The sequence below is a fragment of the Bacillus sp. DU-106 genome, from assembly GCF_004799705.1.
GTDB classification, from domain to species: Bacteria; Bacillota; Bacilli; order Bacillales; family Bacillaceae_G; genus Bacillus_A; species Bacillus_A cereus.
In genome coordinates, this window is record NZ_CP026607.1 from 3,924,864 (window position 1) to 3,949,810 (window position 24,947).

The window sequence follows — 24,947 nt, forward strand, 5'->3', positions numbered from 1 at the left end:
TTCTTATTTTTATTTAGCATTCAATTAAGAATATCGCAGTAAACTATGAATAACTGCTTATCTTGAAATAATTCTATTTCGAGTGTAAAGTTTACCGCCAAGTATAAGTCTACACTAAGATGTACTCATAGAAAAGTGAAACTTGTACCAATACTAGTATGAATCTAAGAATTTTTACATATTTTTCATCAAATGAACCATTCTTCTAAATTCGTATACACATAATAGAACATTCGTTTCGTTTTTTCTGCTATAAGTAACGAAAACTACCATTCTATTCTTTTTTTTCTTCCGCACCTAATTCTTTCGTATATGCACCTACTTCTAAGTCAATTAATACCTTCTTACCTGGCTCAATTGTTTTTAAAATAAGCGGATAGGCTTCCATACGTTTTGCGAAATTTTGAATTGTAGTGCTCACTTCATAACCTTCATTCATATATAAAGTAAGATGATCTTCATTCGCATTCGTTGGTGAATAGCGAATCTCCGAAATAGATTTTAAAATAGCTGGTGTTAATTTTTCTAGTTCAGCGATTAACTCCTTCATTTTCTCTTCTTTAAAAGGTTCGAAAATCGGTGCTGCAACAGGAAGTTTTCCGTTAGGTAGTACATCAAGCGTTTTTCCATTCTCTAATAACGGTTGTAATTTTCCCTCTTTATTTATATAACCAATCGTTAAATATTCTTCGATATGAATATCAATATTGTTTGGAAAACGTTTTTTTACATTTACTGCTTTAATTTCTTTTCGCTTCGTTAAGTTTTCTTCAGCTTTATGTGCTGTCACTCGGAAATAACTTGTATCATATGTCACGCCTGAATCCTTCATTACTTGTTCATCCGTCATATAGTGATTTCCAAACACACTAATCTTTTTTATATTACTAAGCGGAGACCGAAAATAAATTAAAAAGAGCACTAATAAAAATAAAATTGATATGTATAAAATCAATCGATGATTAACATTTTTTTTGTTTTTTTTCTTTTGATTTTTCAATTTTGGTACACGATCTTGTAGTTTAATCACTTTACTATTATTCATGTACGATCCCCCTATGTAACATAAAGAACGGCATGTTCCTCATGCCGTTCTTATCTTCTTATTATAACATAAATGATAATGAGCGGAACGAATAACCGTTATCTTCCAATGATTTCTACTTCTGTGTGCATATCTACATCAAATTTATCCTTAATTGTATGTTTTATTAATTCAATTAAAGACAATACATCTTGCGCTGAAGCTCCCCCAGTATTAACAATAAAATTGCCATGCATTTCAGAAATTTGAGCTCCACCAATCCTATAGCCACGAAGCCCTGCTTTTTCTACTAAATCTCCTGCAAAATGCGGGATTGGATTCCGAAATACACTTCCTGCACACGGGTGATTCCATGGTTGCGTTTCACGGCGGTAATCTTTATTATTTTGCATGCTACGTACAATTTCTTCACGTTTCCCCGCCTGTAATTGAAACACCGCCTCTAAAACAATACCAGGACGTTTCGTTTGCAATACAGATGCCCGATAAGAAAACTCCAGTTCTTTATTCGTTAACCAGTCAATTGCACCGTCTTCAAACAGAATGAGAGCCTTCGATAATACACTCGATATATCCGATTTATGTGCACCTGCATTCATATATACTGCACCACCGACACTTCCTGGAATACCGCTTGCAAACTCCAATCCAGCTAACCCTTGACGACTAAGTAAAGTTGACAATTTAATAAGAGGATACCCACTACCAACTCTTACCTTATGTTTTTCGACCTCTAAGTGATCTAATCCTTCTCCTAAACGAATAACAACACCTTCTATGCCTTGATCAGATACAAGAAGGTTTGAACCGCGACCAATTACAGTCCACTTCGTTTTGTATTGCTTTACTAACTGTAATGTTTTTTCAATACCGGCTACATGCTTTGGCACAATTAAAATATCCGCTGGGCCACCTATTTTCATAGTTGTATAACGTGCTAACGGCTCGTTAACCAAAACACGACCAACGTCTGCTTCTATAAGCTCATTTACTAATTGTTCCATAGACAATCTCCCCCATATTAAGTCTCCTTATGACAATAATATGCAGGGCGTTCACCTAACGTTATCCCTCTATTTACGGGCAGTACAGCTCCTAAATCAAAATTAGGTGATAACAAAGAAATTAGGCGGAATGAGGATACCAGTAAACATCCGATTAGTGAAAGGTAATAATCAAAGAGAGAGAATCACTCCCCACTGATTAAAGCCTCACTTTATTTTTTTACAAGTTTATTCATTACTTCATACAGCTTATTTGCTGCATCTGGAATACCTAGTTGCTTAGCAGCTAGCTTCATATTTTGTAATGTTTGTGCATCTAATAAAATCTCATCAATATCACGAATAAGCGTTTCAGCTGTTAAATCTTTTTCAAGTAACATTTTTGCCGCTCCTTTATCAACAACTGAACGTGCATTCTTTTCCTGATGATTATTTGTTACATACGGACTCGGTATTAACACACTTGGTTTTCCTAACGCTGTTAATTCTGCAAGTGTTGTTGCCCCAGCCCTTGAAACAACAAGGTCTACACCAGTTAGTACCTCTGGCATATTATGAATGAACGGCTTAATAATAACATTGCTTGGGTTCCCTTTTTGCTTCACGGCTTCCATCACTTTGTCATAATGTACTTCACCTGTTACATATAGTATTTCGTAGCTTTTGTTCCCAAACTGTTCAATTGCTTCAACGAAGGCATCGTTAATCGGTCTAGCCCCACGACTTCCACCAAATATAAGTACAGACTTTTTAGGAAGAGAAAGCCCAACTGAACGTTTCCCCTTCATTCCATTTTGTTCCATTACCTCTGATGCTCGTGGATTACCTGTCATTACCACTTTTGACTCCGGAAAATGCTCTATAGCTGCTTCAAAACAAACAGCAACTTTATCAACATAACGGCTTAAAAACTTGTTCGTTACACCTGGTACACTATTTTGTTCATGTACAATAGTTGGAATACCTAATTTGGCTGCAGCGTATACAACTGGTCCACATACATATCCACCCGTTCCAATTACGATATCCGGATTAAAACGACGAATATATCGTTTACTATCCTGTACACCTTTTAGAAAACGCATTACTGTTTTCACATTATCTAATGATATTTTTCGTTTAAATCCACTTATAACAATAGATTGAAATGGTATACCTGCTTTTGGAACGATTGTACTCTCTAGTCCATTTTCCGTACCAATATATAAAAATCTTGCTTCTGGATTTAACTTTTTTATTTCTCTAATTAAAGCAAGAGCTGGATAAATATGACCACCAGTACCCCCACCACTCACTAATACACGCACTACTAACTCCTCCGCTTCTCTTTTCTTATTTCCATTATATTTATTTCTATATACATATTGCATTTTTACACACATACGAAAAACCCTGTCTTATAAACAGGGTTTAGTAGCGAGAATGGCGACTTATATTTAATAATACACCTACTGCCATTAACATTAATGTCAAACTTGATCCACCATAACTTAAAAACGGCAAGGTAATACCCGTAACAGGCATTAGTCCTGTTACAACACCAACATTAATCATTACTTGAATCGCAATCATCGCCACAATACCTACTGCTAAAAACGTACCATATAAATCTGGCGCTCCTAATGCGATACGAATCCCGCGCCATAATAATAGACTAAATAATAATAACACAAATGAACCACCAATAAAACCTAATTCCTCGGATAAGATCGCAAATATAAAGTCAGTTTGTGGTTCAGGTAAATAAAGAAATTTTTGTCTACTTTGTCCAAGTCCAAGCCCAAATAATCCACCAGGTCCAATTGCAAGTAATGATTGGATAATTTGAAATCCACTCCCGAGCGGATCTGACCACGGATCTAAATATGATGTAATGCGTTTCATTCGATACGGTGCTGATGCAATTAACCCTACAAATCCTGCTACACCAATCAAACCAAACATTGCAAAGTGAAAAACTCTCGCTCCCGAAATGAATATCATAATGATACATGTCCCAACCATTACCGTTCCTGTCCCAAGGTCTGGCTGTAACATAATCATCCCAAAAGCAAGAAACACAAAACTAAGAGCCGGTAATAAACCACGTTTAAAAGATGTAATCAATTTTTGCCGTTCTGCTAAAAACTTTGCCAAGAAAATAATCATCGCAAACTTCATAAATTCTGACGGCTGAATCGAAAATGCCCCGATTCCAATCCAACTTCGTGCTCCTCCTCGAACAAGACCTACTCCAGGAATAAGAACGAGAATAAGAAGAATGAAGCAAACTAGCAAAATCACTTTTGAATACGTACGCCACACCCAATAATCAATTTTCATAATAAAAAACATAGCTACTACACCAAGACCCGCAAACAGTAATTGTCTTTTTGCAAAAAAGAATGAGTCCCCCATTTTATAAGAGGCCCAAACTGCACTCGCACTATAAACCATAATCATTCCGATTGTCAACAATGAAAGTGTTACGATGATGAGAATAAAATCAGGCGTTTTCTTCATTACCCACAAACACCACCTCTTTAGGCAGAACCTTTTGCCCTATGTAACAAAACATCAGTAGGTGTTAGCCTACTGATGTTTTGATTTACTTTATATAAGTTTATGCACAGCTTGTATAAAAATGTCTCCTCTTTCTTCAAATGTTTTAAATTGATCCCAGCTTGCACACGCTGGAGAAAGAAGAACGACATCACCATCTTTAGAATGAGCATAAGCTTTCACCACTGCTTCATCTAAAGTATCGACACTTTCAATTATATCTAATCCCGCTTTTTCTGCCGCTCTTACTAGTTTAGGAGCTGTTTGTCCAAATGTTACAATCGCTTTTACATTTTTGAAATACGGAATTAAATCATCGAATTCATTTCCGCGATCAAGCCCACCTGCTAGTAACACAATCGGTTGTGTAAACGCAGATAGTGCTTTCTCAGTCGCTAACATATTCGTTGCTTTTGAATCATTATAAAACTTACGGTTGTTAATCGTTGTTACATATTCTAAACGATGTTTTACACCCGTAAAACGTTTTAACACGACCGTAATTGCTTCATTAGAAGTACCTAATAATTTCGCAATACTCATCGCAGCTAAAATATTTTCTAGATTATGTTGACCAGGTAAAACGATATCGCTTACTTCAATAACTTTTTCACCTTTGAAATAAAGAGCGTTATCTTTTATACACGCACCATCTTCAATTTCTTTCGTTGTCGAAAACAGGATTTTTTGACCTTTAGAATACGCAGACAAAGCCATCACATCTGCATCATCCGCATTTATTACACTATAATCATTTTCTGTTTGGTTTTTAAAAATATTTGCTTTTGCTAAACCATATTCTTTCTTCGTCCCATGATAATCTAAGTGGGCCTCAAATAAATTTAAAAACGCAGCAATTTTAGGTTGGAACAATTCTACTCCCATCAATTGAAACGATGAAAGTTCTGTAACTACAACTTCATTTTCTTTTGCATCCTGTGCTACTTCACACGCTACAGTTCCAATGTTCCCTGCAATTACAGGATGCTTTTGTCCTTCTTTTAGCATTTCAAATGTCAGCATTGTCGTCGTCGTTTTACCGTTAGACCCCGTAATCCCAACAAATGGTGCTTCTGAAATACGATATGCTAATTCAACTTCCGTAACAATCGGAATTTGCTTTTCTTTCGCAGCAACTAATATTGGATTAGAATACGGGATTCCTGGATTTTTTACTACAAGAGAAATATTTCTCTCTAATAATTCTAAAGGATGACCACCGCATACAACGTCCATTCCTTTTGCTTGTAATTCTGCAGCAAGTACATTCTCTGCTAAAGGCTTTCCGTCATTTACAATAACATTTGCCCCTAACTTTTGTAACAATGTAGCTGCTGCATAACCACTTTTTGCAATGCCCAATACAAGAATATTCTTATTTTGAAATTCAGTTACAGTTTTCAATTACATCCACACCCCGATATAAATTCCTAACACAGCTAATAAAAATCCTGCAGACCAAAACGTCACAACAACACGCCACTCTGACCAACCACATAATTCATAGTGATGGTGTAATGGACTCATTTTAAAGACACGTTTTCCTGTTGTTTTAAATGAAATGACCTGAATGATAACCGATAAAGTTTCCATTACGAATACTCCGCCAATAATTACAAGTAGCAATTCTTGTTTTAATAAAATCGCTACAGCTGCAATGGCTCCACCTAAAGCTAATGAACCTGTATCTCCCATAAACACTTTTGCTGGATTCGCATTGAATACTAAAAATCCAAGTACAGCTCCTACAACTGCCATACAGAATATCGCTACTCCAAATTGCTCTTGTGCCACAGCAATAATACTAAATGCTCCAAATGCAATAGCAGCTGTTCCTGATAATAAACCATCTAAACCATCAGTTAAGTTAACTGCATTTGATCCACCAATAAGCATAAATAGTACAAGTACGAAATACGCCCAACCTAATTCAAACTTAACATCCGTTCCCGGAATCATGATGTATGTGTGGAACGCTTGCCCTTTTCCAATTAAAAAGAATGCAATAGCAATAACAAGCTGACCTACTAATTTTTGCTTTGATGTTAAACCAAGATTTCTCTTCTTAACTACCTTTATGTAGTCATCTAAAAATCCAATCAATCCGTAACCAAACGTCACTAATAGTAATAACGAAACCTCTGCACCTAAATAATTAAACTTAATCGCCATAATAAGTGAAGTTACCATCATAGATACGTATATGACGATACCACCCATTGTCGGTGTCCCTGATTTTTTTTGATGTGACTTTGGTCCCTCATCACGAATACTCTGTCCGAACTTTAATTTTCTTAAAAATGGAATAAACAATGGCGAAAGGGCAACAGAAATTAAGAATGCTACCCCAGCCGTTACTAATAAACCTTGCTCAAGCACATGTAGTCCTCCTCTCACGTTGTTACTCTTCGTTGTTTAAACGCCCTGTAATTGCTTCTTTAGCAACTTCACGATCATCGAAATGATGAACTTCTTTACCAATAATTTGATACGTTTCATGCCCCTTACCAGCAATAATAATGATATCATCTGCTTTCGCTTTAGCGATTGCATGATGTATTGCTTCTTTTCTATCAATGATCATTTCATAATTTTTCCCGCTTGCACCATGTACCATATCATCTAAAATAGCCGCTGGATCTTCACTTCTTGGATTATCTGATGTATAAATTGCATGAGTTGCATATTTTGTTGCAACACTTGCCATTATCGGTCTCTTCGTTCGGTCCCTATCGCCACCACAACCAACGATACAATACACATCACCTTTTGCAAATTGTTTTGCAGTTTTTAATACATTTTCTAAACTATCTGGCGTATGTGCGTAATCAACAATAACTGTATAATTTTGCCCTCCATCAACAACTTCAAAACGTCCTGGAACCCCAGCTAAATCCTTTATAACAGCAATGATTGTTTCTAATTTCACACCCGAAACAAGTCCTGCTGCTGTTGCTGCAAGTACGTTATATACATTAAATTTACCTATTAATTTCATCGTAACATTTACACTTTCATATGGTGTGACAAGCGTAAATGTAGTCCCGCCACTCGTCATAACGATATTTTTTGCCATAATATCACTTGTTGTATCAATACCATATGTTACAACTGTTGCTGCAGTACTTCTCATATACTCTTCTGTTACATTATCATCGCTATTGAGCACAGCGTACTTTTCACGATTATGATTATAACTATTGCCAAGCTGTGCAAATAGTAACCCTTTTGCATGTTTATATTCTTCCATCGTTTTATGATAGTCTAAATGATCTTGTGTTAAATTCGTAAACACCGCTACATCGTAATCACATCCGTGTACACGACCAAGATCTAACGCATGTGACGAAACTTCCATTACCGTGCTGTCCACACCTTGTTCAACCATTTTTGAAAACGTCTGTTGAAGTGTTAGTGCATCTGGTGTTGTATTTTTCACCTCAAATGTTTCATCACCGATTTTCATATTAATCGTTCCAATTAGCCCTGTTTTATGACCATGTGCTCGCATAATCTCATCCATAATATGCGATGTTGTTGTCTTTCCATTTGTACCTGTAATTCCGATTAAATGTAACTTGTGTGTCGGTTGACCATAAAAATAATCAGCTAAAACCGCTAACGAACGAAAAGTATTTTTCACAAGTACAACTGGAACGTCAACATCAATTGGTCTTTCCGCAACAATAGCAGCCGCTCCTTGTGCCGCTGCTTGCTTAGCAAAATCATGGCTATCAACCGTATATCCTTTCATACATACAAATAAGCTTCCCTCTTTCACTTTACGTGAATCAGCTTCTATAGATGTGATTTCTGGATTTTCTTTTGGAACAACTGGAAAATCATGCAAACATGATACAAGTGTATGCAACTTCATTTCACTAAACCCTCTCTACATTGTTTATTTATCTTTTTTCAGTAAGCAACACATTACCTCCTATATAAGGAGGTAAGTGCTACTGACCTATTTATGAATGAGACACTTACTGTCTCAAATTAAGTAACTGTTCTATAAAGAACTCACTTCCACCAATTGTACCATAAAACGTACTATGTTACCTTTAATTCCCGAAGTAAATTCTAATTTTTGAGCCTTCTTTTACTTTAGCTCCCGCTTCTGGTGATTGTTTAATTACTTTCTCTCCATCTCCACTTATATCAAGCTTCAAATCGACGAGTTGTGTTTGTAAGTCTTTCTTTTTCATTCCAATTAAATTCGGAACTTCCACAGTTGGTGTATCGCCCCATTTATATTCTTTCTCAACTTGTTCTTTTCTCGGTTTCACTCCCATAACAGGAAGCGCATCTCGAAGGATATTCCCAACAATCGGAGCTGCTACCACTCCACCAAACTGTGTAACCCCTTTTGGATTATCAACAGCAACATACACAACAATCTCTGGATCATCCGCTGGAGCAAATCCGATAAAAGATACTATATAATTATTCTCTAAATATTTACCATCTTTCACCTTTTGAGCAGTACCCGTTTTTCCACCTACACGATATCCATCAATATAAGCACCTTTACCAGAACCTTTCGCTACAACATTCTCTAATGCATAACGAACTTTTTCTGAAGTTTCCTTGGAAATAACTTTTCTTTTCTCAACAGGTGTCTTTTTACTAACAACTTGATTATTTTTCGGATCAATAAACTCCTTAGCTATATACGGCTGATACAATGTTCCACCATTTACAGCCGCCGCTACAGCTGCTACTTGTTGAATCGGTGTAACAGAAACCCCTTGGCCGAATGAAGTTGTTGCTTGCTCTACTGGACCAACTTTATCTAAATTAAATAAAATCCCACTGCCTTCACCTTGCAAGTCAATTCCAGTCTTCTGCCCAAAACCAAAATTACGAATGTATTTAAATAATCGGTCTTTACCAAGGCGATCACCAAGTTCAATAAATCCCGGGTTACATGAGTTTTGAACGACTTCTAAAAACGTTTGACTGCCATGACCTCCTGCTTTCCAGCATTTCAATCTAGCTCCACCTACTTCAGCTGCTCCATCATCATAAAACGTATCCTTCTCTAAGTCTACTAAATTTTCATTCAATGCTGCAGCTAATGTAATGATCTTAAATGTTGAACCAGGCTCATACGTACTCCATACAGGTAGATTTCTGTTATACACTTCTGGAGAGACACTTTGAAAATCCGCTGGGTCAAAACTCGGTCGACTAGACATACCTAAAATTTCACCATTTTTAGGATTCATTGCAATCGCAATCATACCGTCAGGATTATAAGTTGACTCAGCAATATTCATTTCTCTTTCCATAATCCTTGTAATACGCGCATCGATTGTTAATCCTAAATTTAAACCAGCTTCTGGCTTTTTGAAATCATCACCAACATTAGGCATCCTTTGTCCTTTCGCATCTGCAAAAAAACGCACATGACCTTTGTCCCCATTTAGCTCTTTATCATAATATTTTTCTAGTCCCATAAGACCTTGGTTATCGCTACCTGCAAAACCTAATACATGTGATAAAAAGTTTCCAAATGGATAGTACCGGATAGAATCCTCTGCGATATACACGCCCTTCAAACTTAATCCTCGTACTTCTTTCGCTTTGTCATGTGATATTTTCCTTCCGCCTTTATCTAACCTTACAATCGATTCTTTTTTTGTAATCCTTTTATAAATCTCATCTTTTTCCACACCTAATACTGCAGCTAACTTCTCTGCAGTCTCTGCTGGTTTTTCAATTTGCCTCGGTACAACAAAGACAGTTGGAGCACTTTTATTCGTGGCAAGTTCCACACCATTTCGGTCTAAAATTTTCCCACGTTCGGGTTCAAAAGTAATATTACGACTCCATGAATCTTTCGCACGATCCGTTAACATATTCCCAAGAAAAAATTGCACATATCCAAGACGAATATCGATAATAGTGAAAATAAGTATACCTGATATAAGTATAAAAATAAGTCGTTTTCTAACTGTTACATTTGATACACGCATATCGGAACAAGCCTCCCTTACGCCTAGCTTGTTCCAATATATGCTTGTACTTATTTAATTAGAACTTATTCTCTTTTACCATTACGGCTTTTCTGCTTCTTGCTGTGGTTCGAGTGGCGGTACGAGTGTGACACCTAATTCTGTACCAGGTTGTAATAATGTTCCTTCCGCCACACTTTGTTCTGTTACGTATCCTGTACCAGAAGGTTTCAAGTTAAGCTGTAATGTCTTCGCTAAATTCATAACATCACGCAGTGCCCATCCTTGTATATTTGGCATTGTAGGCTTATCTCCTACCAAGAAGACTCGGTCGCCTTTTAATGTTTGTTCAGTCGCTTTTGGTACTTGTTGCTGTACTTTCCCTTCACCTAGTACGATTGGACGAAGTTTTGCTTTATCAATCGCTTTCCCCGCTTCAGCCATCGTTTTACCAGTTACATCTGGAACAGTAGTTTGTTGTTCTTTCAGATGCTTTTTCGGATCTTTCACTTCATTTGGCTTAATCTTTAAATACTCTAAACTATTTTTTGTTACATATTTAAAAATATCAGCTAAAGGTTGTGCGCCGTTCTCATCATCTTTTAATTTCGGCTGTTTAACAGCTACATACACGACAAGTTGTGGATCGTCCATTGGTGCCATACCTAAGAATGAGAATATATAATTCTGTCTTCCTGTCATATAGCCGCCTTTTCCATCCGGAATTTGCGCTGTACCTGTTTTACCACCAACTGAATATCCATCAATTTTATAAGCTGTCCCTGTACCTTTCGGAGATGTAACAACACGTTCTAATAACTGTCTTACTTGCGCTGCTGTTTCCTTTGTAACAGGTTTTCCTACTTCTTCTGGCTTATGTTCTAATTTTACTTTGTCTGTTATCGGATCTACAATTTTATCAATTGCATAAGGTTTCATCATTTTCCCATCATTTGCAATGGCCGTTGCAGCTTGTACAAGCTGAATTGGTGTTACAGTGGAACCCTGTCCAAAAGCTGTTGTCACTTGTTGTATTTGCTGATCAAATAAAATTGTATTCGATCCTTCACCTGATAAATCAATGTTCGTTTTTTCATCTAATCCAAAACTATGAATATATTTTCGGAAACGTTCTGGACCAAGTTTTTGATCTCCTAAAATTGCAAACGCTACGTTTGAAGAACGCTCTACCCCTTCATCAAACGTGATAGAGCCCCAACCAGCACCGCCATTATGATCTTTTATTTTCCTATTTCCGACTTGATATGTCCCGGATTGATAATAATCTTGTCCTTTGTACACACCTTCATTAATAGCTGCCGCTAACGTAAAAATTTTCATTGTTGATCCAGGTTCAAATGCATTGGCAATCGCGTCATTGAAGAAATATTTAATTTGGCGATCATTAGGGTCATAACTAGGTTTAGTAGACATCGCTAATATTTTCCCAGTTTTCGGATCTGCAACAATCCCTATTAAACTTTCTGGCTCATATTGCTTACTTGCTGCTTTCATCGCGTCTTCTAAATAACTTTGGACACGTTGATCAATTGTTAAATAAGCATTATCTCCATTTTTAGGTGCCTTTACATTAACTTTCCCCCCATCAAGGGACACACCTTTACGATCACCTGTATATGCTACTTCTCCATTCGAAGCACTTAAGTATTTATCCAAGCTTTTCTCTATGCCAAATTGACCTACCGAGGTTCCATTCTCATTTGGTTTTGCATGACCTATAACGTAAGATGCAAAATCACCGTTTGGATACACCCTTGCATTTTCTGTAATAAAAGATATTCCCGGCAACTTCAACGCTTCTATTTGTTCCTTCTTTTCTTTCGTCAAATCCTTGCCTAACGTTCCAAATTCGACTTGACTTCTACCTTCCTTGTTTAAAGAAGCTAAAATATCCTCTTCGCCTTTTCCAAGTACTCCTGCAATTTTCTTTGCAGTATCTTCTTTATTCTCAACTGAGTTAGCACCTTTTAGTGCAGCTACCATTTTGTAAGAGTTTGCGTCTTGCGCTAACACATGACCGTTTTGATCATAAATGGTTCCTCGGTTCGCTTCAAGAACTCCTTTTTTACTATGCTTTTGTTTAGCAAGTGCATCTAAATCCTGATTATGAACGGTTCCTGTTGATTGTATGTAAAAAAATCGGGCTAATAACAGCAAAAAGAGCAGGAGGAAAAATATCATAAAATAACCTGCTCCCTTATTGGTATGAAATTTAGTCATATTCTTCTTCATCGTTCCTTCACACCTATTGCCTTATTTGAGGCCTTTCACATTATTCGCATTAATTTCTAGCCCATGTTTTTTTGCAACTTCAGCGATTCGTTCATAGCGACTTAACTTCTCTACTTCAGCTTGTAATTCTTGATTTTCTTTTTGCTGCTGTACAATTTTTTCTTCTATCGTCGCTGCTTCTACATTAACTTGATAAAGGCCTGCTTTATTTCCAATAAACGCGACACAGGCATACAATAAAAAGCCAATAAACGCTACATACAACAGTTTTTCGATTCTTGTAATTTTCGCTTTAACCTTCGGCTTAGCCATCTGCTGTGGGGGCGTTTGAATTTGCACCTCTTCTTGCGCTTGTTGTTTGTACTTTACAGCTAAATTAGTCATACCTCTCTCTCCCTTTTATCGTTTTTCAGCGATTCTCAACTTCGCAGAACGCGCACGATTATTTTCTTCTAGCTCTATATCAGAAGGTAAAATCGGTTTTCTTGTAATAAGCTTTAATTTCGGCTTAAATTCATCAGGAATAATCGGTAATCCTGGCGGCAATTGTGGCGTTGTACTATTTCGCTTAAACGTTGTTTTACAAATACGATCTTCTAATGAATGGAATGTTATAACACTAACCCTTCCACCTGGCTTAACCATCTCAATAGCAGATTCCAATGCTTCTTCAAATACTTTTAATTCATCGTTTACAGCTATACGAATTGCCTGAAACACTCGCTTAGCAGGATGCCCACCCGTTCTACGAGCAGGAGCCGGAATACCTTCTTTAATTAGCTCTACTAATTCTCCTGTCGTTTCAATAGCTTTATTCTCACGATAAGCTTCAATTTTTCTTGCAATTTGTTTTGAAAATTTCTCTTCACCGTATTGGAAGAAAATCCTTACAAGTTGTTCATATGACCAGCTATTTACAACATCGTACGCTGTTAATGGGGCATCTTGATCCATCCGCATATCTAGCGGTGCATCATGATGATAACTAAAGCCTCGTTCTGGTGTATCTAATTGTGGGGATGAAACACCTAAATCAAATAAAATACCGTCTACTTCTGTTATACCTATTTCCTGCAGTTTTTCAGCTAAATAACGGAAGTTACTCTTTACTGTTATAAACTGTTCACCGTATGAAGAGAACTTTTCTTTTGCGTTTTGAATCGCTATCTCATCTTGATCAAACGCTATTAATTTTCCACCTTCAGTTAATTGGGATAATAAATAAGAACTATGTCCTCCTCCCCCCAGTGTACAATCTACATATGTACCATCTGGCTTTATATCTAAGCCGTCTACTGTTTCCTTTAAAAGCACTGTTACGTGTTTAAACATTGTTGCACCTACTCTTTTTCCAATTAATTATGTTGAATGTATCCCTTCCTCTAAACACATATTTCACGCTTAGAGAATGAAATAATACGAAAGAACGACTCATTTAACTTACCAACAAAGGCAACATACTATACAAATCGCTATTTTCTTTTATTATATACTAAATTTTATCATCTTTTGCGGGAATTTAAATAAAAAACTGTCGAAAAAGCGAATAATACGTTTACATTTTGTGCTATTTTGTCATATATTTAAGTATCCAACACAATTGCCATATTTAACACTTTTTTGATTGATAATTCAGAAAAAAATCACTTCACAGTAAATTCAACGGAATAAAAATAAAATCCTGCTCCAAAGAGCAAGATTTTATAGTTTTATAACATGATGTTTTCCGTCCCAAGAAAAAGGGTTTTCCATTACACGATCAACGAAATCCAAACCAAACTGATTTAAATAATAACATACATTCCACACACGTTCTTGCGGTGCACCTAATGGACGAAGTGCGAATTGTATACGGCGGAATTTATTTAGCTGAACCTCATACTTTTTCTCAACATTTCTTTTCAACATTCTTTCCAGCAGTTCAATTTGTTCATTAATTTTCAATTCGTTTTTCCCTGCAAACGCACCTAACCCCGGCTCTATTTTCTTTACAAATTGCTGTAAAGATGTATGAATATCGGCAATTTCTTTTTTCGCCTTTTCAAAATGATCATCAATCGGTTCCTCTATTTGATTAGACAACCAGTTTTCACGCAATTTATCGACATCATTTAAAAACGGATCACTTTCTCTCAATTGCAAATCAAATAAATCCGTCGCTATATCTCTCTCCACATAAGTAATTGTAAGACGAGGAACGACAGGTGGCATTTGAAAACCGACAGTATGGAATACTTGTTGTAATTCACTCCAATAAGCTAATTCTCCTGGACCTCCAATAAATGCGAGCGTAGGAAATACATACTCTTGCATAAGAGGACGTGTTACAACATTATTACTAAAACGTGCCGGATTTCTCTCCATCTCTTCAATCAACTCTTCGTATGAAAAGGAATGCGCCCCATCCTTTCCAACAAACTTACCTTGTTGATCTTCAAGCAATACTCGTTCATCATCTATTTCCATGAATATATGCACTGCATGAGACTTCGTTTCAATAATCGGTTTGTATCCTAGTTCTTTAATTACTTCTTGCTGATTACGAAGCCCCTCTTGTACCTCTTTATACTTACTTATAATTCGCTTAAAAAATGGAATTTCTAACTTTCTTAATTCAGGATGATGTGAATCAACAAGGATTAAACCAGAATTAGCAAAGATTTTCGTAATAAGATGAGCAAAGAAATCTACATACGTATTCGATTTTTTCAAAGCATCATCAACAAATTTTAATACATCCTTTGTAAAATTTGTTTCTGGGTATGTTTTAAAAATCTCTTCAATCCAATTTCTACAATCTTCAACAGAAAGTTCAGACTCAGAAGCACTCGCCTTTTTCGGATTACGGTCATAAAAAATAGTTTTTTTCATCTTTTTATTTTTCGCTACAAAAATATGGTTAATCTCATCCATATCATGGTCTTCACCCGCAATCCAGAAGACAGGGACAACTTTAACTCCTAAACTTTCTTCCTTTTCCTTTGCAAGCTGTAAAATTGAAATAACTTTATGAATTGTATAAAGCGGTCCAGTTAATAACCCTGCTTGTTGTCCAGCTATAACAACATATGTATTTTCATCTCCAAGCGCTTTTACATTTTGAAGTGTAGATTCTCCCGCTTGTAATTTTGTATTATATTCTAATAAATGCGCTACTAAATCTTGGCGGAAAAACTCCCTTTCACGCAAATCATGTAAACGTTGTTTAAAAGCATCTTCTGTTAACATATAATCAAAACATGACTGTATCTCTTTTTTACCGTTCATATAGTCCGCTACAACACCTTGTTGCGGAACAGAGATTTCTTTTATCTCCATATAATTCTTCCTTTCGTATCCAGTTCTCTCACCAATCCACATTGTAGTCAATGTTTCACGTAAAAGCAAAGAATAACACTTATACTCTTGTTTCTAACCCTTTTATTGCATCGAACAAAAATTGAAGTGTCGGAACTGGTAGTTGCTGTTTCTTAGCTTCTTCTAATACATATCCAACAATCGCATTAATTTCCGTCTGTCTATTCGCTCTTACATCCGCTAACATAGAGGATGTATTACGAGACGTTCCTTCACACACATTTCGTACCATTTGCCATACCATTTCTTTTTCTCCTCTAATAAGAAATGCGACCTCCTGAAACACTTGCTCCATCATTTGATAAAAAAAACGATTCGTGATTAATTCACCATTCTTAACTCCCAATAGTGCTGTCAATGGATTGATACATACATTTACTACTAATTTTTTGTGCATAATCTCTTCCCAATCCGTTTCTATTTGAACTGGAAAATAAGTAACAGGAAAATAACGGAATATTTTCTTGAAATGTATAGATTGACCACAAACCACTCCAAATTTTGTTACCCCTATCCCAGTATGATGAACGATATGCCCTCCCTCTTTTTTCGCACCATGTTCTACAATACCAACAGCTATATTTTCACTCCCTATTTTCAGCATCTTTTGAAGATGCGACATTCCGTTTTGCAAAAAGATTAATGATGATGCCCCTTCCACAAACGGTAGTACGTCATCTATATGATATTGCTTCACAGAAATAAATATATAATCTAAATTTTGTGCTACCATACTTTCTATCGGTAAAACAGATGGATATACTGTTTCACATCTTCCATCTCTAATACAAGTTACACCTGTTTCATTCAACTCTTCAGCCTGCTTAGCCGTTCTTGTAAACAACGTAACATCTTGGTTACTTTTTTGTAAATAAAATGTATACAATAGACCAATAGCACCTGGTCCGACAATTCCAATTTTCATTTTCACACAAGGGATTCACATTAAGCGCCCTTGCCTCCCCTCCTTTTTATATCTTTTTAAAGTACATGAGCACGCCCTATAATTTCGTTGTCCTCTGTCAAACAAATACACTCTCTTTTTTCGCTATGTATAATACTGCCTATTAATACACTTATACTCTTAGTTTAGCAAATCCTCAAAAAAATAATAAAAGAAATATACTATCTTCTTCATAAAAATAAAAAAATGAGTTATAATATTATTGTAAATATTTTTACTTTTCTGCATTCAACAAGATAACAAAAGGATGTGATGTAATGGGATTCCCAAAAGTTGAGCGCTTGCTCATCAATTATAAAACGTTAGATGAATTCAAAAAATTTAAAGGGTGCGGAGCCCAAGAACTATCTATGCTGGAAGAATTGCAAGCAAACATTATTGAAAACGACAGTGAATCTCCATTTTATGGCATTTATTATGGTGGATCACTAATCGCACGTATGAGTCTATATATGAAAAGAAACGGCGGAGAACCATTCGAAATTACAGGTCCTTACCTAGAACTTTATAAACTTGAAGTATTACCAACTTTTCAAAAACAAGGATTCGGGCAAATGCTTGTAAATCATGCGAAACAAATGCAATTTCCTATTAAAACAATAGCACGTATTCATTCAGCTGGTTTTTGGGATAAATTAAATTTCAACCCCGTATCAGTAACTGATGGTGATTTTTATATTTGGCATCCAGAAACAAATTTGAATGCGGTTACAAACGAAGAATCGGCTTAAAAAATAAAAAAACAGCTGTATAACAGCTGTTTTTTATTTCTTAAGCTTCTCTAACTTCTCATTCGAGCGAGCATTGTTTCTTTCCGCTACCATTACACTTCTTTTTTGATCGATATAATCAAGTAATGTTCTATACTCTTCTTCATATACTGATAATCGCTCCAGAAGGCGCTCTCTTTCTGTTTGTAATGATTCAACTTGTTGTTGCAACACCGTTAAAGAGTTTTCATCTTTATAATTTTGCAAGAAATCAATAACATCATTCAACGTAATTGACGTAGGTTCTAACACCTTTGTCTCTTTCACTTCATAATGTTCTACTTTACGAAGTTGCTTTGCTTCCTCAATACGTTCTTTATATTGCTTTCTTACGTAAGAATTCCATCTAAACCCACATGCTGCTGGTGTACGAGATAAATTTTTTCCCACTTCCTTAAAGGCAGAAAGTTGTGTTCCACCTTCTCGAATATGCCGGAGTACTACTTCTGCCAGAAGCAAATCTTCATCATCAGTCCAAGCATCTTGTCTTGTTGTCGCCATCTCTCTAGTCCTCCCTATGCATTTTTTATTAAGCATATGCAGTTACTAGAAAAGATAGAATACAACAACTAAAGATTAAGACAAAAAAAATAAACGCAGAAGATATCTTCTGCGTTTATTTTCCCGCAATTACTTGCTGATTACTTCTTTACCTTTGTAAGTACCGCATGCTTTACATACACGGTGAGCTAATTTCGCTTCACCACAGCTTGGGCACTCTACCATACCAGGTACTGATAATTTGAAATGCGTACGACGCTTTCTTTTTACTGTTTTAGAAGTTCTTCTAAAAGGTACAGCCATTCTTCCCACCTCCTTAAAAGAAATAGTTATTTTCATATGAAGGCCTGAACCAGTCTTCCGATTATTTGTCAAAAAACTTTGCAAGTCCTGCCAATCTTGGATCAACAGTCTTTTCTTTGTCTTCTTCCGAAATCACTTGCCAGTCTTGACCTTGCGTCGGTGCTCCACCAGAAACATCATCACTGAAAATTTGCATTGGAATCTCCAAAAGTATATTTTCCTTGATTACGGGCAGTAAGTCAAGTACTTCTCCTTCTAAAGAATGAATTTCAGCTTCAGTTTCAAATTCTTCTTGTGAAGTTTGGAACACCTCAGTTGTTTTAATGTCAAATGGTAATGTCACATCTACTAAAGAGCGAGAACATGGTAAAACCATGCTTCCAGTTATATGTAGATGAAACGTAAACTTACCGGAGCCAAAATCAACTCTTCCCGTTACATGAACAGGATTAATTTCACGAATATCTTTCTCGACCTCTTTTAGCTCACTTACATCTACCATCTCATCCAATGTCAATCCTTTATTTCTCAATTTATTCAATTGATGGATGGACCATTTCATATCATATCACCTCAAGGCAACAAACAAAATTATAGCTAGCCATTTTATATTTGTCAATGTTTTTTCTTTACACTATAATGAAGTCATCATAGTAAATAATATATAGAGTATCACGTTTTTCAAAAAGATGCTACATCGAAAGGAGAGATTACCATAAAAGCTGGTGGTATTGTTGTTGAATATAACCCTTTTCATAACGGTCATCTTTATCATGTGCAACAGACAAAAAAGTTAACACAATCCGATATAATAATTGCCGTTATGAGTGGTCCTTTTTTACAGCGTGGTGAGCCCGCACTCATTTCCAAATGGTATCGCACTAAAATGGCCTTAGCAAACGGCGTAGACCTTGTTGTAGAGCTTCCATACGTCTTTGCAACACAAAAGGCTGAAACCTTCGCAAATGGTGCTATTTCCATTTTAAATGCCCTACGTGTTTCCGAAATTTGTTTCGGTAGTGAGGATGGACAAATCGAAAATTTTTATAATACCATCTCCATACAAAAAAACGAAGAAGAGACTTTTAACTGCCTTGTAAAACAATTCATGGACGCTGGTAATAGTTATGCAAAAGCAACATCGGATGCTTTCTCACACATTTTAACATCTGAAAAAAACATAGATATGTCACAACCAAATAATATTTTAGGCTTCCAATATATGAAAGCAATTCTGTCACAAAATAGCTCTATACAAGCTCAAACTATAAAAAGATTTGCCTCTCATTATCATGATGAAACATTTAATGACCAACATATTGCAAGCGCGACAAGCATCCGAAAACAACTCTTTAGCGAAGAAGGATCATTTACAACAATTGAACCTTTTCTCCCACAGGCAACCACTTCGCTTTTAGCAAATTACAAACAAAACTACGGGATATTACATAATTGGGAACAATACTTTTCATTTTTTAAATATAGACTCATGACGATGTCTCCAGGGGACTTACGACATATATATGAAATAGAAGAAGGTTTAGAGCATCGTATTTTATCAAAAATACAAAACAGTTCCTCCTTCTATTCATTCATGGAAGCATTAAAAACAAAACGTTATACATGGACTAGATTACAAAGAGCTTGTACACACATTTTAACAAACACAACAAAAGAGGATATACGTAGCGCAAATATAGAACAACACGCACCATATATTCGCCTGCTAGGCATGTCACAAAAAGGACAAACTTACCTTTCAAAAAATAAGAAAAAAATCGAACTTCCAATCCTTACTCATACAAAAACATTCGACCATGCCGCTTTAGATATAGAGAAAAAAGCAAACTCTGTATATTTCTCCATCATGCACGAACCGTTACGCACACAACTATTAAAACAGGATATAACACACCATCCTATTCGCTATGATGAAACAACTACAAAATTCCTATAAAAAACCTCTCTATTTCAGAGAGGTTTTTTCCTTATCCATCTTTTCTAAATATGTTAACGCATCATCCAGCGTATCCACTGGTACAATTTTCATTTTTGTTTTAATATCCTTTGCAGTCTCAAGTGCATCTTTATAGTTCGATTTCTCCGCACCTTTTTCATTTGGCGCAAAGAACACTTCAGCCCCAGCATCGCTAGCAGCCACCACTTTTTGATTTATACCACCAATCGGGCCCACTTCTCCTTTTTCATTAATTGTACCTGTTCCAGCTATTTCATGTCCTTTCGTTAAGTCTTCTTCCACAAGTTGATTATATATTTCTAATGTGAACATTAAACCTGCGGATGGTCCACCAATTTCATTAGAATTAATTTTCACTTTCGGATCGACCACTAGTTCTCTTTCCGTAACGATAGAAACACCTATACCGACACGTCCATTCCCATTAGGAATCGTCTTTACATTTAAATTCTCTTTCAATTGTTTTCCATTTCTCATGTACTCAATACTTACAGCATCATTTTCTTTTTTCCCTGTCATATATTCAATAAATTGCTCCGTCTTTTCAAATGTTTTTCCGTCAACAGCTATAATAACATCACCAAGCTTAAGCTTTCCTTCTGACGGCATTCCTTTTGCCACACCAGCAACTAATACACCTTTATTTTCAAAAGATACTGAGCGATTTGCACGTTTATATGCATTATAAATCGCTGCATTTTGTGAATCTTTCATCGCATAATTTTGGCGAAATTGATATTCTTCATCACTCTCACCTTTTTGCAATATTTCTTCCGCTTTCGAAATATGTGTATATTTATTAAACTGTGCCGCTATTAAATTCACCACATTTGCTGGTCCCATTGAAACCGTAACAAGCATAAAATCACCAGATTCTTTCGTTCCACCCTCAACTTGAACATAAGGCTCTAATTTGGCAGCCATTCCTGGTTTTGTTATATAATACGGTAAACGTACGTAAACAAGTAACATCGCCAATATAACCCCTATTAAGATTGCATATATAAACCGAAAACGCTTAAACATTATGTTTCTCCTTCCACTGCTCAATTAATAAATAAATATTTGAAATATGTTTTTCTGCTTCTACTTCTCCAACTCGAATAATGTCTTCAATGTTTGTAAAAGCACGTGAACTAAATTGCTCTACAGCTGGTCGCATCATTAAATCCGATGCAATTTGCCGATTCATTACAAGCTCATGCTGCATAATTTCAATACTTTGCATGATTACGTCATAAATGGACGTAACATCGCCATTTACCTTAATTGGAGATACATCAACAGCGATAACAATATCGGCCCCTAACTCTTTCACAACCGATACTGGGATGCGATCAATGACTCCACCATCCACTAATAATCTTCCATCTATTTTTTCTGGTACAAACACTCCAGGAACAGATATGCTAGCCCTCACCGCATCTGCAACTGGCCCACTTGTAAAAACCACTTTTTCCCCCTTCAATATGTCAGTAGCCACAACAGCCGTCGGGATATCTAACTCTTCTAAATTTTTATTATATGTAAACATTTTAATCATATCTTTGACACGTTTTCCAGCAATAAATCCCATTTTCGGTACCGTGAAATCTAAATAATACTTCCGCTTAAAAACAGATGCTAATTTATACAATCTTTCAACGTTACTACTTGCCGCATAAAACGTACCTATTAGCGCCCCCATACTACTTCCTGCAATCATGTGAATAGGGATACCCGCTTCCCTTAAAACCTTTATTACACCAATATGAGCAAACCCTTTCGCTCCTCCAGACCCAAGTGCTAAACCAATCTTTGGTTCTTTCATTTTTCTCACCCTTTAATTTTTTTCATTCCTTTTTCATACTTATGGTCTAAATTCACTACGTATCCACGTATACTGAAATGAACGTTTTTTGGGACAAAGGGGGATTTACTTACATGTATGAAAAATGGAAAACCGCTTTCCTTACCATATCAACGCTATTTTTAACCTTTTCTCTTGTACTCCACCCCCAAGCCGCTTTGCAAGCTTCTATTCGCGGGTTAAATATATGGTGGGAAGTTGTATTCCCTTCACTACTACCGTTTTTCATCATTGCGGAACTTCTAATTAGTATCGGTGTTGTAAAATTTATTGGCGTTATATTAGAACCACTCATGCGCCCACTTTTTCGCGTTCCAGGGATAGGCGGATTTGTTTGGGCGATGGGAATGGCTTCTGGTTTCCCTGCAGGCGCCAAATTAAGCGCTAGACTACGAAAAAGCAATCTTTTAACTCAGATTGAAGCAGAGCGCCTCGTTTCTTTCACAAATTCTTCTAATCCACTTTTTATTTTCGGTGCTGTGTCTATCGGTTTTTTTAATAATCCGAAATTAGGAATTATATTAGCCGCTGCCCATTATTTCAGTAACTTTGCTGTCGGATTAATTATGCGTTTTTACGGCGATAATACCGCTTACAAAATTAATACACACACTACAAAAAAACGTCGCTTTCAAAACCCTTTTTTAATCCTTCACGAGACACGCTTACAAGAAAAAAGACCAATTGGTAAATTACTTGGGGATGCCATTGTTTCTTCTATTCAAACATTACTTATGATTGGCGGATTTATTATTTTATTCTCTGTGTTAAATAAAATGATTACTGTATTTCACATTACAGCAGCTCTTTCTTTTATTATGCAACATATTTTATCATTCTTCCAACTAAGTACAGATTTTAGTATACCTATATTATCAGGTATTTTCGAAATGACACTCGGAAGCCAAATGATTAGTCAAATAAATGAAACACCGCTCTTACAACAAGCTATGGTAACAAGCTTCATTTTAGCATTTAGTGGTCTTTCTATTCAGGCACAAGTTGCTAGCATATTAGCTGAAACAGATATCCGATTTAAACCCTATTTTTTCGCACGAATTATTCAAAGTATTCTTGCCCCTATTTTTACATTTGTATTTTGGACACCATTTTATGAGAAAGTGAGTTCTTTCTCGCCTATGCCAAAAGATATTCCTGTATTTTTATCCGAACATCCTTCTATACTACATGAAATTTGGACATCTTTTATACATTATGGACCAATTTTCACATTATTTTGTCTATACTTATATGTTATTTTATTATTTTTGCGCACATATAAAGAAAAACCCCGTTCACTTTAACGGGGTTTGAAACTTTTCTTTTAAAGCACGTTCTACAATAGGAGGTACAAGATCTACTACACTTCCTCCATACCTCGCAACTTCTTTTACAATACTCGAGCTTAAAAATGAATATTGATTGTTTGTCATAATAAAAAATGTTTCAATATTTTCATCTAATTTTCGATTCATAGAAGTAATTTGCATCTCATATTCAAAATCAGAAACTGCTCGTAAACCACGTAATATTGCATTTGCATTACGCATTTTTGCATACTCTACTAATAGCCCACTATGCGAATCTACTTTTACATTCGGGATATCCTTTGTCGCTTCTCGAATTAATTCTAATCGCTCTTCAACTGAAAAGAATGGTTTTTTTGATGAATTGTTTAAAACGACTACGTACACCTCATCAAATACTTTTGCTCCCCTTTTAATAATATCCAGATGCCCAAGGGTAATTGGATCAAAACTTCCTGAAGAAATAGCTATACTTGTCATTCTGTCCCCTCACCTTCATACTTATAAATCGATATTGCAGTAATCCCATAATTCTCAGCTCGTACTTTTACAAGCCTTCCTATTGAATTAGGTAAAACTACATCATTACCATGCTCTGCCATAATTAATCCATCACTATGTAGCAATCCATGTTGATCCATTATACTAATTAAAGATACAATTTTTTGCTCTTTATATGGAGGATCTATCAATATAAGATCGAATGACATTTCACGTTTTATTAGCGCCTTTACTGCACGTTCCGCATCATTTCGATATACTTCAGCTTGTTCCTGTACTCTACAACTTTCTAAATTTTGATGAATTACTTTTATCGCTTTACTATCCCGATCAACAAAAATTGCTTTATCAATCCCTCTGCTCAAAGCCTCAATTCCAAGACCACCACTACCACCAAATAAATCAAGGGCGATACCACCATCAAAATAAGGACCTATCATATTAAAAATAGATTCTTTTACTTTATCTGTCGTTGGACGTGTTGTATTACCAGGAACCGCTTTAAGTGGGTGTCCTTTACATTTTCCTGAAACTACTCTCATCTGTTGTCACTACCTTTATTTCAATCTATCGAGCGATTATAGAAAGCCATTCCCACTTCGGTAACCGTTAACAAA

The 24,947-nt window shown here is 36.0% G+C and carries 23 protein-coding genes; 3 read left to right on the plus strand and 20 right to left on the minus strand.

Annotation, left to right across the window (positions count from 1 at the left end; genetic code table 11):
• Positions 1–274 precede the first annotated feature (274 nt).
• The 13 genes from divIB to panE all read right to left on the minus strand — a co-directional run bounded on the left by divIB (position 275) and on the right by panE (position 17,082).
• A complete protein-coding gene (divIB, locus tag C3Y97_RS19740) occupies positions 275–1,045 on the minus strand; it encodes a cell division protein DivIB (protein WP_001065793.1) in 771 nt (256 codons plus the stop codon).
• A gap of 98 nt (positions 1,046–1,143) precedes the next feature.
• Entirely contained in the window at positions 1,144–2,049 is a 906-nt protein-coding gene (gene murB / locus C3Y97_RS19745; protein ID WP_000437020.1) for a UDP-N-acetylmuramate dehydrogenase, read from the minus strand.
• A gap of 212 nt (positions 2,050–2,261) precedes the next feature.
• Positions 2,262–3,356, minus strand: a complete 1,095-nt coding sequence (gene murG, locus C3Y97_RS19750; protein WP_025689214.1) for an undecaprenyldiphospho-muramoylpentapeptide beta-N-acetylglucosaminyltransferase — start codon at positions 3,354–3,356, stop codon at positions 2,262–2,264.
• 103 nt (positions 3,357–3,459) lie between these two features.
• On the minus strand, positions 3,460–4,551 hold the full coding sequence (spoVE, locus tag C3Y97_RS19755) for a stage V sporulation protein E (protein WP_000753520.1): 1,092 nt from the start codon (positions 4,549–4,551) through the stop codon (positions 3,460–3,462).
• 90 nt (positions 4,552–4,641) lie between these two features.
• Positions 4,642–5,994 (minus strand): UDP-N-acetylmuramoyl-L-alanine--D-glutamate ligase, encoded by a 1,353-nt coding sequence (gene murD / locus C3Y97_RS19760; protein ID WP_000860115.1) that lies wholly within the window; start codon positions 5,992–5,994, stop codon positions 4,642–4,644.
• The gene (gene mraY / locus C3Y97_RS19765; protein WP_000893060.1) at positions 5,995–6,969 is read right to left on the minus strand and encodes a phospho-N-acetylmuramoyl-pentapeptide-transferase; all 975 of its coding nucleotides are present in this window, start codon (positions 6,967–6,969) and stop codon (positions 5,995–5,997) included.
• A gap of 22 nt (positions 6,970–6,991) precedes the next feature.
• Positions 6,992–8,467 carry a UDP-N-acetylmuramoyl-L-alanyl-D-glutamate--2,6-diaminopimelate ligase gene (gene murE / locus C3Y97_RS19770; RefSeq protein ID WP_000766313.1) on the minus strand — a complete coding sequence of 492 codons (1,476 nt, stop codon included), beginning with the start codon at positions 8,465–8,467 and terminating at the stop codon, positions 6,992–6,994.
• 184 nt (positions 8,468–8,651) lie between these two features.
• A complete protein-coding gene (locus C3Y97_RS19775) occupies positions 8,652–10,568 on the minus strand; it encodes a stage V sporulation protein D (protein WP_001266234.1) in 1,917 nt (638 codons plus the stop codon).
• Between the two features lie 81 nt (positions 10,569–10,649).
• Entirely contained in the window at positions 10,650–12,800 is a 2,151-nt protein-coding gene (locus C3Y97_RS19780; protein WP_000739960.1) for a penicillin-binding protein, read from the minus strand.
• 21 nt (positions 12,801–12,821) lie between these two features.
• Positions 12,822–13,184: a cell division protein FtsL gene (ftsL, locus tag C3Y97_RS19785; RefSeq protein ID WP_000182804.1), complete on the minus strand. Its 363-nt coding sequence runs from the start codon at positions 13,182–13,184 to the stop codon at positions 12,822–12,824.
• Between the two features lie 15 nt (positions 13,185–13,199).
• The gene (rsmH, locus tag C3Y97_RS19790) at positions 13,200–14,132 is read right to left on the minus strand and encodes a 16S rRNA (cytosine(1402)-N(4))-methyltransferase RsmH (RefSeq protein WP_000472508.1); all 933 of its coding nucleotides are present in this window, start codon (positions 14,130–14,132) and stop codon (positions 13,200–13,202) included.
• A gap of 369 nt (positions 14,133–14,501) precedes the next feature.
• Positions 14,502–16,118, minus strand: coding sequence for a bacillithiol biosynthesis cysteine-adding enzyme BshC (gene bshC / locus C3Y97_RS19795; protein ID WP_000403036.1), 1,617 nt, complete (start codon positions 16,116–16,118; stop codon positions 14,502–14,504).
• Positions 16,119–16,197: 79 nt separating this feature from the next.
• Complete coding sequence (panE, locus tag C3Y97_RS19800) at positions 16,198–17,082, minus strand: 2-dehydropantoate 2-reductase (protein WP_002182931.1); 885 nt, start codon at positions 17,080–17,082, stop codon at positions 16,198–16,200.
• Between the two features lie 296 nt (positions 17,083–17,378).
• On the opposite strand from panE, the gene C3Y97_RS19805 reads away from it, so the two are divergent.
• The gene (locus C3Y97_RS19805) at positions 17,379–17,852 is read left to right on the plus strand and encodes an N-acetyltransferase (RefSeq protein WP_000506694.1); all 474 of its coding nucleotides are present in this window, start codon (positions 17,379–17,381) and stop codon (positions 17,850–17,852) included.
• A gap of 33 nt (positions 17,853–17,885) precedes the next feature.
• On the opposite strand, the gene C3Y97_RS19810 is transcribed toward C3Y97_RS19805, so the two are convergent.
• The 3 genes from C3Y97_RS19810 to C3Y97_RS19820 all read right to left on the minus strand — a co-directional run bounded on the left by C3Y97_RS19810 (position 17,886) and on the right by C3Y97_RS19820 (position 19,257).
• Positions 17,886–18,392 (minus strand): RsfA family transcriptional regulator, encoded by a 507-nt coding sequence (locus C3Y97_RS19810; protein ID WP_000246467.1) that lies wholly within the window; start codon positions 18,390–18,392, stop codon positions 17,886–17,888.
• A 129-nt stretch (positions 18,393–18,521) separates the two neighbouring features.
• The gene (rpmF, locus tag C3Y97_RS19815) at positions 18,522–18,695 is read right to left on the minus strand and encodes a 50S ribosomal protein L32 (RefSeq protein ID WP_001984764.1); all 174 of its coding nucleotides are present in this window, start codon (positions 18,693–18,695) and stop codon (positions 18,522–18,524) included.
• Positions 18,696–18,756: 61 nt separating this feature from the next.
• Positions 18,757–19,257, minus strand: a complete 501-nt coding sequence (locus C3Y97_RS19820; protein WP_000872149.1) for a YceD family protein — start codon at positions 19,255–19,257, stop codon at positions 18,757–18,759.
• Positions 19,258–19,470: 213 nt separating this feature from the next.
• On the opposite strand from C3Y97_RS19820, the gene C3Y97_RS19825 reads away from it, so the two are divergent.
• Entirely contained in the window at positions 19,471–20,652 is a 1,182-nt protein-coding gene (locus tag C3Y97_RS19825) for a nucleotidyltransferase (protein WP_002182932.1), read from the plus strand.
• A 9-nt stretch (positions 20,653–20,661) separates the two neighbouring features.
• Here the strand turns inward: C3Y97_RS19825 and C3Y97_RS19830 are convergent, their stop codons facing one another.
• Both C3Y97_RS19830 and C3Y97_RS19835 read right to left on the minus strand, forming a co-directional pair.
• Positions 20,662–21,699, minus strand: a complete 1,038-nt coding sequence (locus C3Y97_RS19830) for a SepM family pheromone-processing serine protease (RefSeq protein ID WP_000476281.1) — start codon at positions 21,697–21,699, stop codon at positions 20,662–20,664.
• Positions 21,692–22,483, minus strand: coding sequence for a patatin-like phospholipase family protein (locus tag C3Y97_RS19835; protein ID WP_000662588.1), 792 nt, complete (start codon positions 22,481–22,483; stop codon positions 21,692–21,694). The genes C3Y97_RS19830 and C3Y97_RS19835 overlap by 8 nt, the downstream gene beginning before the upstream one ends.
• Before the next feature lie 113 nt (positions 22,484–22,596).
• On the opposite strand from C3Y97_RS19835, the gene ylbJ reads away from it, so the two are divergent.
• The gene (ylbJ, locus tag C3Y97_RS19840; RefSeq protein ID WP_000273082.1) at positions 22,597–23,826 is read left to right on the plus strand and encodes a sporulation integral membrane protein YlbJ; all 1,230 of its coding nucleotides are present in this window, start codon (positions 22,597–22,599) and stop codon (positions 23,824–23,826) included.
• Here the strand turns inward: ylbJ and coaD are convergent.
• Both coaD and rsmD read right to left on the minus strand, forming a co-directional pair.
• Positions 23,818–24,309: a pantetheine-phosphate adenylyltransferase gene (gene coaD, locus C3Y97_RS19845; RefSeq protein WP_000200601.1), complete on the minus strand. Its 492-nt coding sequence runs from the start codon at positions 24,307–24,309 to the stop codon at positions 23,818–23,820. The genes ylbJ and coaD overlap by 9 nt on opposite strands.
• Positions 24,306–24,872: a 16S rRNA (guanine(966)-N(2))-methyltransferase RsmD gene (gene rsmD, locus C3Y97_RS19850; protein WP_001266978.1), complete on the minus strand. Its 567-nt coding sequence runs from the start codon at positions 24,870–24,872 to the stop codon at positions 24,306–24,308. The genes coaD and rsmD overlap by 4 nt, the downstream gene beginning before the upstream one ends.
• Positions 24,873–24,947 lie beyond the last annotated feature (75 nt).

Excerpts from the sequence above, each read along its gene's own strand:
- C3Y97_RS19805 (WP_000506694.1), top strand. The coding sequence starts at position 17,379 with ATGGGATTCCCAAAAGTTGAGCGCTTGCTCATCAATTATAAAACGTTA.
- murB (WP_000437020.1), bottom strand. The coding sequence starts at position 2,049 with ATGGAACAATTAGTAAATGAGCTTATAGAAGCAGACGTTGGTCGTGTT.
- rsmD (WP_001266978.1), bottom strand. The coding sequence starts at position 24,872 with ATGAGAGTAGTTTCAGGAAAATGTAAAGGACACCCACTTAAAGCGGTT.
- C3Y97_RS19835 (WP_000662588.1), bottom strand. The coding sequence starts at position 22,483 with ATGAAAGAACCAAAGATTGGTTTAGCACTTGGGTCTGGAGGAGCGAAA.
- rpmF (WP_001984764.1), bottom strand. The coding sequence starts at position 18,695 with ATGGCTGTACCTTTTAGAAGAACTTCTAAAACAGTAAAAAGAAAGCGT.
- spoVE (WP_000753520.1), bottom strand. The coding sequence starts at position 4,551 with ATGAAGAAAACGCCTGATTTTATTCTCATCATCGTAACACTTTCATTG.
- divIB (WP_001065793.1), bottom strand. The coding sequence starts at position 1,045 with ATGAATAATAGTAAAGTGATTAAACTACAAGATCGTGTACCAAAATTG.
- coaD (WP_000200601.1), bottom strand. The coding sequence starts at position 24,309 with ATGACAAGTATAGCTATTTCTTCAGGAAGTTTTGATCCAATTACCCTT.
- ftsL (WP_000182804.1), bottom strand. The coding sequence starts at position 13,184 with ATGACTAATTTAGCTGTAAAGTACAAACAACAAGCGCAAGAAGAGGTG.
- C3Y97_RS19780 (WP_000739960.1), bottom strand. The coding sequence starts at position 12,800 with ATGAAGAAGAATATGACTAAATTTCATACCAATAAGGGAGCAGGTTAT.
- panE (WP_002182931.1), bottom strand. The coding sequence starts at position 17,082 with ATGAAAATTGGAATTGTCGGACCAGGTGCTATTGGTCTATTGTATACA.
- rsmH (WP_000472508.1), bottom strand. The coding sequence starts at position 14,132 with ATGTTTAAACACGTAACAGTGCTTTTAAAGGAAACAGTAGACGGCTTA.
- murE (WP_000766313.1), bottom strand. The coding sequence starts at position 8,467 with ATGAAGTTGCATACACTTGTATCATGTTTGCATGATTTTCCAGTTGTT.
- C3Y97_RS19820 (WP_000872149.1), bottom strand. The coding sequence starts at position 19,257 with ATGAAATGGTCCATCCATCAATTGAATAAATTGAGAAATAAAGGATTG.
- C3Y97_RS19810 (WP_000246467.1), bottom strand. The coding sequence starts at position 18,392 with ATGGCGACAACAAGACAAGATGCTTGGACTGATGATGAAGATTTGCTT.
- ylbJ (WP_000273082.1), top strand. The coding sequence starts at position 22,597 with ATGTATGAAAAATGGAAAACCGCTTTCCTTACCATATCAACGCTATTT.
- bshC (WP_000403036.1), bottom strand. The coding sequence starts at position 16,118 with ATGGAGATAAAAGAAATCTCTGTTCCGCAACAAGGTGTTGTAGCGGAC.
- C3Y97_RS19775 (WP_001266234.1), bottom strand. The coding sequence starts at position 10,568 with ATGCGTGTATCAAATGTAACAGTTAGAAAACGACTTATTTTTATACTT.
- C3Y97_RS19830 (WP_000476281.1), bottom strand. The coding sequence starts at position 21,699 with ATGTTTAAGCGTTTTCGGTTTATATATGCAATCTTAATAGGGGTTATA.